This window comes from Candidatus Desulfatibia sp. (assembly GCF_036446775.1).
GTDB lineage: Bacteria > Desulfobacterota > Desulfobacteria > Desulfobacterales > UBA11574 > Desulfatibia_A.
The window spans coordinates 1-9,974 of the sequence record NZ_JAZFTO010000118.1; the positions used below are offsets into that span (position 1 = coordinate 1).

9 protein-coding genes are annotated in these 9,974 nt (G+C 44.1%); 6 read left to right on the forward strand and 3 right to left on the reverse strand.

All coding sequences use genetic code 11. The features are described from left to right. Positions 1 to 154: 154 nt before the first annotated feature. Complete coding sequence (locus tag V3S16_RS05700; protein ID WP_413883712.1) at positions 155 to 769, reverse strand: hypothetical protein; 615 nt, start codon at positions 767 to 769, stop codon at positions 155 to 157. Between the two features lie 294 nt (positions 770 to 1,063). On the opposite strand from V3S16_RS05700, the gene V3S16_RS05705 reads away from it, so the two are divergent. Continuing rightward, positions 1,064 to 2,074 carry a tetratricopeptide repeat protein gene (locus tag V3S16_RS05705; protein ID WP_413883713.1) on the forward strand — a complete coding sequence of 337 codons (1,011 nt, stop codon included), beginning with the start codon at positions 1,064 to 1,066 and terminating at the stop codon, positions 2,072 to 2,074. A 201-nt stretch (positions 2,075 to 2,275) separates the two neighbouring features. On the opposite strand, the gene tkt is transcribed toward V3S16_RS05705, so the two are convergent. Continuing rightward, positions 2,276 to 4,294: a transketolase gene (tkt, locus tag V3S16_RS05710; RefSeq protein ID WP_413883714.1), complete on the reverse strand. Its 2,019-nt coding sequence runs from the start codon at positions 4,292 to 4,294 to the stop codon at positions 2,276 to 2,278. Between the two features lie 267 nt (positions 4,295 to 4,561). On the opposite strand from tkt, the gene V3S16_RS05715 reads away from it, so the two are divergent. From V3S16_RS05715 to V3S16_RS05730, 4 genes are all read left to right on the forward strand, one after another. Continuing rightward, a complete protein-coding gene (locus tag V3S16_RS05715; protein ID WP_413883715.1) occupies positions 4,562 to 5,542 on the forward strand; it encodes a calcium/sodium antiporter in 981 nt (326 codons plus the stop codon). Positions 5,543 to 5,763: 221 nt separating this feature from the next. Further along, complete coding sequence (locus tag V3S16_RS05720) at positions 5,764 to 6,099, forward strand: TraR/DksA family transcriptional regulator (RefSeq protein WP_413883716.1); 336 nt, start codon at positions 5,764 to 5,766, stop codon at positions 6,097 to 6,099. A gap of 28 nt (positions 6,100 to 6,127) precedes the next feature. Beyond that, positions 6,128 to 6,670 carry a hypothetical protein gene (locus V3S16_RS05725; protein WP_413883717.1) on the forward strand — a complete coding sequence of 181 codons (543 nt, stop codon included), beginning with the start codon at positions 6,128 to 6,130 and terminating at the stop codon, positions 6,668 to 6,670. A gap of 363 nt (positions 6,671 to 7,033) precedes the next feature. Continuing rightward, the gene (locus V3S16_RS05730) at positions 7,034 to 8,251 is read left to right on the forward strand and encodes a MinD/ParA family ATP-binding protein (RefSeq protein ID WP_413883718.1); all 1,218 of its coding nucleotides are present in this window, start codon (positions 7,034 to 7,036) and stop codon (positions 8,249 to 8,251) included. A gap of 532 nt (positions 8,252 to 8,783) precedes the next feature. Here the strand turns inward: V3S16_RS05730 and V3S16_RS05735 are convergent. Continuing rightward, positions 8,784 to 9,029, reverse strand: a complete 246-nt coding sequence (locus V3S16_RS05735; protein ID WP_413883719.1) for a hypothetical protein — start codon at positions 9,027 to 9,029, stop codon at positions 8,784 to 8,786. Between the two features lie 748 nt (positions 9,030 to 9,777). On the opposite strand from V3S16_RS05735, the gene V3S16_RS05740 reads away from it, so the two are divergent. Continuing rightward, the coding region (locus V3S16_RS05740) for a helix-turn-helix domain-containing protein (RefSeq protein WP_413883720.1) at positions 9,778 to 9,974 on the forward strand (197 nt) is incomplete at its 3' end.

Sequence of the window (9,974 nt, forward strand, 5' to 3'; positions counted from 1 at the left end):
ACCTGATTTCTGGAAGTTGGATCCAAGGCATATATTTTAATAGCAGAGGGTTGATCTCCTTGATAACGGTCGTCGCGCTCTCCGAGGCGTAGGCTCATGTCTCTACGAGCCGGAGGCCAGGGCGGGCTTGAACGTTGAACCACTCAACCTAGGTTTAATATACCTTGAGTTCTTTTAAAATGACTTCATCACCATAATTGCTTTTTAAAAAATTAGTTAACCTATTATTGATATATGGTTTTAACTTTACTAAATCACTTTCATTGACCTTTTTTTGGGTATCCGGGGAATTAATAAGCATCAAAATGCTGTCTCGGATCATGGACTCGATTACGGAATTTTGTTCCTTTAATTCAGTGCGATATCGCAGCTTCAAGGATATTTCGATTTGCCTGTTTTCGCCTAAGTTGGTAATGATCGGATCGATTGTGTGATATTCAGGTGATGATTTTGTGCTGTTTGCTCTCGGCCACGAGGTTAATAGAGGCTTGATGGCTTTATGATTCAAGAGGAAAAACAAGGCGGCCAACACAAGAATAGTAGCAGCCGTTATGATGACTTTAAATCTCAACCCCTTTTGTGACTCTGCTTTTACTTCAGCTTCTACTTCTATTTCAGGTATGGTTTCCTCGGGCTCTTCATAAATTGGTGTTTTAACCGGTTTTTTTGAAACAGGAATGGCGGCAGCGTCGGGCACTTTAAGTTTATCCAACTCGATTCCGAAATCAGGCTCATCGTATTCTTTGATATCATCTTCGTCGGCAGTCATAATTTTACGCTTTAATATACCCTTCTGATTTTATTAAGATAATCTATAAGCTGAGCAAGGATAGATTCTAAATATCTTTACATTTTTATTCATAAAGAATAGTAAAAAAAATCTGTCAGGTCAAATTAAATATAAAAATGATTGATATTAACACATTAATATATTATTTGAAGATAAGATTATGACCGAAAATTATCAGGCGGTTATAGTAGCAAGGATTTCAATATTAATGCATTCGACTTTTTACGAATTCATCAGCATTAATAAATTTTTATTTTTTTGATTGAGTAACGTATGGAAAAAACAATTGTCCTGCTGACTGATGAAAATCATGCTGCTCTTGAAGAGCTCGCTAACATATTTAAAAGTCTCGGTTTTACAAATATTATTCAATCCGACAACGCCAGTGATGCCTGGACGATGATTCAGCTTAAGGAACTGGAATGTGTCGTTTCAGCCTGGGAAATGAAAGAAATGTCCGGATTGGCCCTGCTTAGAATTGTCAGATCAAGTGACCGGTTTTTTAACCTGCCGGTTTTTTTGATGCATTCGGCCTATACCAACGGCATGATTGTACTGGCCGGCCAAGAAGGTGTCACGGGGTTGGTGGTAACACCTTTTAGTACGGATAGCATTAAAAAGAAAATGGAGGCGCTTAAATTAGTTGCCCTTGACCCCCAGCAAAAAGAGGCTGAAAACTCGTTGCAAGATGCCTTGAAACTGATAGAGAGCGAAAATTACGGAACGGCTATGGGTATCCTGGAGAACCTGATAAAGACAGAGGAAAATGCCGAATACTATTACAACCTCGGCTATGTCAAAACTGCCCAGGGTAATTATAGCGAAGCGATCCAGGCTTTCAGGAAGGCTACCGCTATAGACCGCCTGTTTGCCAAGGCATTTGAAGGTATGGGGCGTGCTTATCAAAAACTCGGCCAGCCGGAAGAGGCGGAGAAATTTATGATCAGGGCGGCAGACATCCATATGAGCAAGGAGAATGTCGAAGACGCCGAAATGGTGCTGGATGAGATTAAGGAAATCAACCCCAATACGGTAAACATTTACAATAGCTTCGGCGTTCTTTATCGCAAGAAAGGCGATTTCAAAAAGGCTTTATTTAACTATAAAAAAGCGATTGTAATTCATCCGGACAGGGCTCGTATCCATTATAATATCGGTAGGCTCTACATAGAGATGAAAGATCCGGAAACGGCAAAATCCTATTTTATGCATGCACTTAAGCTTGAGCCGGATTTTGAAGATGCCCAAGAAGTTCTGGACGCCATCGACTTGGGCGCCTTTTGACGCCATCTATAGTTGTACTGCAACAGCGAGCGCTAACCCCGCAGCTTGACTTCGACGAGTTCCCTTCGGTCTGAGCTCAGGGTCGAAGACAGTCGAGTCGCTGTAGGGAGCTTCCATTCGTGGTTTCTACATAAAATTAGAGTCCATAAACTTCCTCTTTTTTACATTAACCGCAGACACACCCTGTTAAAAAAGATCAGACTATTTATTAAGCAGATCCAGTGCTTTTTGCACAATATTTTCCGGCGTAAAACCGGATTTTTCCATGACGACATTGCCAGGCGCGGAAGCACCGAAGCCGGTCATGCCTATGATAGTGCCGCTGCTGCCGGCGTAACGTTCCCAGCCCATGGGAAGGCCGGCTTCGATGGCAATGCGCGCGGCAACATCAGGCAAAAGTACACGGTCCTTGTATTCTTGAGAAGATTTTTCAAACAATTCCCAACTCGGCATACTCACCACGCGGGCTCCGACACCCTTTTGGGCCAGTTGTTGACGAGCTTCAAGTGCAATGTGCACTTCCGAACCCGTGGCGATCAGGATAATATCGGGTTTGCCGTCGGAGTCCGCCAGAACATAGGCGCCATTTAACAGATCGTCTGCGGATTCGTTTTGGCCTAAAACCGGAAGTTTCTGGCGGCTCAGAACCAGTGCCACCGGGCCACTGGTGGTTCTGACGGCCCGGCGCCATGCTGCTGCTGTTTCGGTAGCATCTGCCGGGCGTATAACGGTAATGCCCGGGATGCTGCGCAGATTGGCAAGCTGCTCAACCGGCTGGTGGGTGGGGCCATCCTCGCCAACGGCAATGCTGTCATGGGTAAAGACATAAATGACCGGTAGTTTCATCAGACAGGCGGCGCGCATGGCCGGTTTCAGGTAGTCGAAAAACACAAGGAATGTTCCGCCGTAAGGTCGCAGGCCGTGATGCAGAAGCATGCCGGACATGATGGCACCCATGGCGTGCTCCCTGACGCCGAAGCGAATATTGCGGCCGTCGTATGAATCTTTTTGGAATTCATGGGAAAAATCTAAATAGGTTTTGTTTGAAGGCGCCAGATCCGCAGAGCCTCCGATCAGAGTGGGCAGGTTTTTGGCAATCGCGTTCAAAACCTTGCCGGACGCAGCCCGCGTGGCTATGGGGCCGTCTTCAGGAGAGAAATCGGGAATCTCGGCATCCCAGCCCTTGGTCAAATAGCCGCTCATGGCATCAACCCATTGCTTGGCCAGATCCGGGTAGGCTTTGGTATAGGCTTGGTATTTTTCCAGCCAGCGTTCTTCGGAGGCTTTTCCGGTTTCAACACATTTTCTGAAACTATTGATAACCTCCTCCGGTACAAAAAACTCAATATCATGCGGCCAATCCAGATTCTTTTTTGTAAGGCGGATCTCTTCTTCACCAAGGGGAGCTCCGTGAGCATCAGCCGAGTCCTGCTTGTTGGGGCTGCCATAGGCAATATTAGTACGCATGACAACCAGAGACGGTTGCTCGGTTTCGGCTTTGGCGGCTTCAAGGGCCTTGAAAATGGCTTCAGTGTCGTTGCCGTCGGCGACATTTTGTACATGCCAGTTATAGGCCTTAAAACGCATAGCGACGTCTTCAGTAAAGGTTATATCCGTACGGCCTTCAATTGAAATTTTATTGTCGTCATATATGCAGATCAGGCGTCTCAGACCCAGGTGCCCGGCCAGGGAGGCTGCTTCGGAGGTAACACCTTCCATCATGTCCCCGTCACCACAAATAATATAGGTATAATGGTCGACAATTGCGTGCCCGGGACGGTTGAAACGGGCCGCAAGGTGTCTTTCGGCCATGGCCAGGCCGACGGCATTGGCAAAACCCTGTCCCAGGGGGCCCGTAGTTGTTTCCACACCCGGGGTGTGGCCTAATTCAGGGTGCCCGGGGGTTTTGCTTTGCCACTGCCGAAAATTTTTAATGTCATCAAGGGTTAGATCATATCCGCAAAGATAGAGCAGGCTGTAAATCAGCATGGAAGCATGCCCGGCGGAAAGCACAAAGCGATCCCGGTCGAGCCAGCCGGGGTTTGCGGGATTATGCTTCATGATGCGGGTCCAAAGCATGTAGCCGGCGGGGGCAAGCCCCATGGGTGCTCCGGGATGACCGGAGTTGGCCTTTTGGACGGCATCCATGGAAAGGGTACGAATCGTGTTGATACAGAGCTGATCGATTGCTGCCCGGCTTTCAGCAACGCCTTCATTCATAATATATTTCTCCTTTTATGGGGTTTTGTTGGGGTTGAAATCACTGGGCGGCTTGATACAATGGTTTGAATTTATATGCAACTATTTTTCGTGAGTTGTTTAAAAAGCAACTTATAAAATCGCTTTGCGATTTTATACAACGCCCGCCTTAGGTTGACTCAGAAAAGAAACTCCGATAGTAATTTTTGTTTGTCAATTGGGTTACATCTGCTATGTAGTCAATGTATATATTTAGCACGTATTTCTCGCCAATCGGAGCGCTTGTTTATGCTGATTGATCTGGTTTTGTTTGTTATCGGACTGCTCTTGCTCTATTACGGCGCGGACTTGCTGGTAAAAGGGTCTTCGAGCCTTGCCCGCGGTCTGGGCCTGTCACCGTTGCTTATCGGCTTGACCGTGGTTGCTTTCGGGACTTCGGCGCCGGAGCTGTTCATCAGTATCGTTTCTTCTATCAAAGGTAAAAGCATGATCGCGGTGGGAAATGTTGTCGGCAGCAACATTTGCAATATCGCCCTTGTATTAGGGGTGGCCGCTTTACTGCATCCTATCAAAAGCCAGCCGTCGGTTTTTCGGCGTGATATGCCTATTATGCTGGGTATATCCGTATATCTTTTGTTGATCTCGCTGGATTCAACCCTTGGAACACTTGATGGCGCCACATTATTTGGCGGTATTATCGTCTATACATGTTTCAATTATATTATCGCCAGGAGGGAATCGAGGCAAGGCGCCGGTATTGAAAGCATCACCTATGATTCTACCGCGGCACAGAGCGAATATGTCGCCAGCAGGTCCAGGCAGATTTTGTGGATTGTGATCGGAATCATCGGTGTGATCGGCGGTGCCGAAATCCTGATTGAGGCCGCTGTTGCCGTCATGAAAGATTTCGGCGTCAGCGAAAAGTTCATCGGGCTGACCGTGGTTGCCTTTGGAACTTCGGTTCCGGAGCTGGCTACCTCTGTGGTGGCCGCTATGCGTAAGGAGATGGACATCAGCATCGGCAACCTGGTGGGAAGCAACGTTTTCAATATGCTGAGTGTCTTAGGGGCCGCCTCCCTGGTGCGGCCGATCTCTATCCCGGGCGGTTTTATTGACAGCGGTCTGCTGGTCGATTATCTGGTGATGATGACTATCAGTGCTCTGCCGTGGTTGATGGCTAGAAAGACGTTTACGGTCCGGCGCAGAGACGGCTTTATTCTGCTATCCTGCTATGTCGTTTATGTCGCCTATCTTATCCTTAAATCCTAAAGGAGATCGGTATTACATTCCTGAAGGTGTAAAGCACTCTGGCGACGCCCATAAATCAGAACCCCATTCGGACAAAGAAACCGCAGCGCGGTCTTTGCGCCGGTGATGCCTGATGATAACTTTCAAAGGGGGTGGTGATGTGATCAATAAGTATTTTAAAAAAGGTTTGCATCAAAGGAATATGATGATACAAACTGATATCCAAATTGAACATAAGCAAAATGATAAAAGAAGAAAAAGAAAAACTTGAAAATCTTATCAGGGAAAAGATCGAAGTTTTAAAAAATGATATAATGTCTTATAAACAGCTTACCAAGCCAATCCCGCCCGATGATTCCATAGGGCGACTTACCCGTATGGAAGCCATAAGCAGCAAGAGCATAAATGAAGCAGCGTTACGCGAGGCCCAATACACCCTGTCCAAACTGGAACGTGCTTTGCAAACGATAGACGACCCGTATTTCGGATTTTGCAGCGAGTGTGAAGAACCGATTCCCATTCCAAGATTATTGGTTCTGCCGGAAACTGACCTGTGCGTTGAATGTGCAGGTAAATAAAATTTTAACAAAATTAAAAACTAATATTATGGGTATAGTTTCAATAAATCCCCAAAAGAACCGCATTCATATCAAATTCCTGGACATGAGTAGAAAAGAGCTTGAATTAACCGTAATGAAAATTGAGGTGGCGGTGTTAGAGTTGAATCGTAATTTTACCTGTTTACTCGATTTTAGGCTGGCCGGCTCGCTTTTAATAGAAAACAGAGATTTGCTTGAAAGGGGTCAAAAGGTCTTAATGGAAGTGGGAATAGGCAAAGCGGTTCCGCTGGTAACGCAACAACAGATTGAGAGCCCGCAATTCCAAATTTTAGATGTTGTGCGCAGTGGGTATGAAATTGAATACGCCACCAGTACTAAGAATGCCATGAGAATCCTGGATAATTATCAAAGAGAGCTGGAGCAGCTCGATAGGCAGCCCCGGAGAGGTAACTCATTGTTTAAAATAATAGATAAAAACGGCTGGGAGGATGAGCAGCAATTTGTTAACTATAAAAGTGCTTTGAAGCGGTTAAAAAAAGTTCGTAAATCCGGTCGAAATGATGCCATAGTTATAAATGTTAAAATTTAAACTTGAATTCCCCGCTGCTTGTCGTAGCGAAGCGAAGATCCCGCTTTCAGCGGGGCGGGAGTTTCATAAAATCGTAACACGATTTTATTATTAAACTGGGCCATCACAGGTCAAAAACTTGTCATATTTATCAAATTTGGGAAATATTTGCCCATACTTCACATTAAAATTGTCAAAGAAAAACCTCCAACCACATGAATAAACTCAAAAAAATATCTAACACCATTTTGGCATAATTTGTGCTACTGATTATCTAGTGCCCATCCATAAATAAACTTGAGCATTATATTGTAAAAATACACTGTCAGGTAAGATGTTTCGTAAAAAAATCACTTTTTACGAATTCATCAGATAGGGTCCGCAATGATTCCAATAGATGCATTAAAAACTGGGGAACTGCAAAAAGTCCGAATTGCTTGCTCCTATATATTTTCTGCCCAACTTGCCAGATCCGATGAATTTCTCAAAAGCCTGGGTTTTGATTTGTTGAAAAAAACCTACCGGAAAAAGGTAAAAAAATATCACCCTGATTTTCACTCCAACGAACAGCCGGAAATGATTAATAGAAGAAGTGAACGTTTCATTAAAATACGTGAGTCTTATGAAATTTTGAGTTCATATTTGCCTAAAAAGCCACAGACCATTTCTGAAAGAGATAATAGTAAAGGAAAAATTGTTGCCATAGGTGGTGCCAAAGGAGGTATCGGGAAAAGTCTGTTAGCGGCTAATCTTGGGGTGCTTCTTTCAAGCAAGGGATTTAGGACGGTTGTTGTCGATCTTGACCTGGGTGGTGCCAATCTGCATCTTTACCTGGGTGAAACATTTATTAAAAGTAATATCAATGACTTTCTGGATAAAAGTGTTTCAACCTTACAACAGACCATGATAAGTACTAAATACGGCCCCTTATTGATCGGCGGTAATAGCTCTCAACTGGGTGCTGCAAATATCAGCTTTATGCGAAAACTGAAATTGATGAAGGCTGTCAAAAACCTTGATGCTGATTTTATCATCATCGATCTGGGTGGAGACACTTCTTATAATATCATAGACTTTTTCCTTTTAGCAGATCACGGCATTGTTATGACGACCTGTGATCCGGCATCTTATTTAGAGGCCTACAATTTTATCAAAATGGCTTTATACAGAAAATTAAACAGACTTTTTGGCCCTGAATCAAAGTATAAGGCGCAGAAAGACAACGACCTTGAAAAGCTTATCGTTGAAGCAACAATGTCAACAAATGGATCGAAAGTTGTTAAGGTTGACGACCTGGTGAAAAAAGTAAAAAGACAATTTCCTCGGAGTTTATCGGTATTAAAAGAGGCCATATCGACTTTTAGGCCTTACCTGGTTGTTAACAGGATCCCCCCCAATTTTAATGAATCCCAAATTATTAAACGAATTCAAAAAGTTACAAGGCAAATGCTGTCAATAGAAGTTAGATACCTTGAGAGTTTTTTTTATCATCCGGAAGTTGAGCTGAGTGCCAGAAGTCTTGTGCCCACCGTTGTAAAATCTGCAAGTGGTGATTTGGCAGGCAGGATGAGTCGCGTAGTAGAATGTTTAGTAAATAATTAAGACCCAAGCTGAGCATTTTAAATTTTAGTTGGAGTGATCCTAAAAAATAGTTGACAAAGGGTTTTTTTGTGATATAGTTATTAAGCATAAACTTAATTACTAAATCAGATTGCGGGTTATGAATGTGAGTTTTGAGTGTGACGCGATGTTTAAACCCTAATTTTTTTGCATTTAAATTAAAAACAGAAAGGAGGTGATATAAGTGACTGACAAAAAAGATGATTGTGATTGTGGTTGTGGGTGCATTGGGATCGAAGAGAGTCCCGATCAGGCAACAAAAGAGGAAAAAAAGGGCGAAAAGAAAGTCAAGAAATCCAAATAAAATCGTTTTACGATTTTATGAAACTCCCGCTCCTCTGAAAGCGGGACAAGATCAGATGGCGAAAGGTTTATCCTCTCTAAGCGGGTAAACCTCAGCCCTCTAGGCTGCGGCACCGCTCTTTCTCATTAAAAAGTATTTCACTCGAACCCTCTTGGCCCGACGTAGCATCAGCGTAGGCGGCTGAATCCTCGGATCCCTGAACCCTTAGGATCACTCCAACTCTTTTGGAGATGATCCAATACTAATTTCTTCTTCCATTGATTCAAGCACTTCATCAATTTGCTCGGTCGTTATATGCCCTTGATCCAGCAAAATTTCACCAAGCAGGCGGTGTCCAATAGGTTCGAGATCTTCATCGATCTGTATCTTCATGGCCTCAAATAACTGTTCGGACGTGATAAATCCTTTTTCAACTGCTGTGACGCCAAAGCGTTTGTCTAATTTTTCTACCCGCATTTTATTTCTCCTTCTGGGTCAGTTTTGATGGTGGCTTTCGATCAGCGTGCCCGGTCGGAAATAAGTGTAAATTACAACAAGAAATAACCGAATAAATACATTGATATACATCAGACCTCGTTATTCAACGTATATAAATAGCCGTAGACCTTTTGATACCATGGGATTGCACATCAATTGGACACCTGGCCGGTCTGGGTTATAAGGTTCCGGGTTCCCGGTTCAGCCGGCGACGAGCCCTTCGGCTGTGAGCTCAGGGTCGAACGGTGTAGCCGAGTCGGGTTAAGCGCTTCGCGCTTTTTTCTTTAACCATTGAACCTCTGAACCGTGAACCCTTTAACCTAACCTCTAACTTTGAGACGGAGCTTTTTGTCCAAAATATTACACCATGATACGCTATAACTTACGATGTCTGTACATACACAATTAATTGAAAATTAACAATAATGATTTTAACTTGACCATTCCCGGTAGGGATCGTCATAAGAATTTGTGGGTTGGCTTAATTGTAATTTTTATATTGGACCCCAGTACGATCTGCCGGCCTGTCCCGGCAATTCCACGGGGACCTACCCCGATTAAATAGGATGGGGCATTTAATTGGGCAGGCGGGGCAGGCAGAATTCCTTACAGTCGAAGATTCCCTGCAGCTTGCTGCAGAGAGTTTCAATTCATTACGTCTTAGGTGTAAAATTAAGAATATAATAAACCCATATAGTTCCATTTGATTTCCTAAAATATAAATATATTGACAAAAATAGAACTATTAGATAACAATAGTGGCATGCAAGTCGACCTGGGATTCATCGGGGAGAATATCCGGAGCCTGAGAAGAGAACGAGGTTGGACCATGGCCGCGCTGGCCGCCAAAATCGGAATGAACCAGGTGCCTCTGGGACGGATCGAACGCGGTGTAAACGCGCCGTCCGCATCGGTGATATACCG

Coding starts and splice junctions, on each gene's coding strand:
- V3S16_RS05700 (WP_413883712.1), bottom strand. CDS start 769: ATGACTGCCGACGAAGATGATATCAAAGAATACGATGAGCCTGATTTC.
- V3S16_RS05705 (WP_413883713.1), top strand. CDS start 1,064: ATGGAAAAAACAATTGTCCTGCTGACTGATGAAAATCATGCTGCTCTT.
- tkt (WP_413883714.1), bottom strand. CDS start 4,294: ATGAATGAAGGCGTTGCTGAAAGCCGGGCAGCAATCGATCAGCTCTGT.
- V3S16_RS05715 (WP_413883715.1), top strand. CDS start 4,562: ATGCTGATTGATCTGGTTTTGTTTGTTATCGGACTGCTCTTGCTCTAT.
- V3S16_RS05720 (WP_413883716.1), top strand. CDS start 5,764: ATGATAAAAGAAGAAAAAGAAAAACTTGAAAATCTTATCAGGGAAAAG.
- V3S16_RS05725 (WP_413883717.1), top strand. CDS start 6,128: ATGGGTATAGTTTCAATAAATCCCCAAAAGAACCGCATTCATATCAAA.
- V3S16_RS05730 (WP_413883718.1), top strand. CDS start 7,034: ATGATTCCAATAGATGCATTAAAAACTGGGGAACTGCAAAAAGTCCGA.
- V3S16_RS05735 (WP_413883719.1), bottom strand. CDS start 9,029: ATGCGGGTAGAAAAATTAGACAAACGCTTTGGCGTCACAGCAGTTGAA.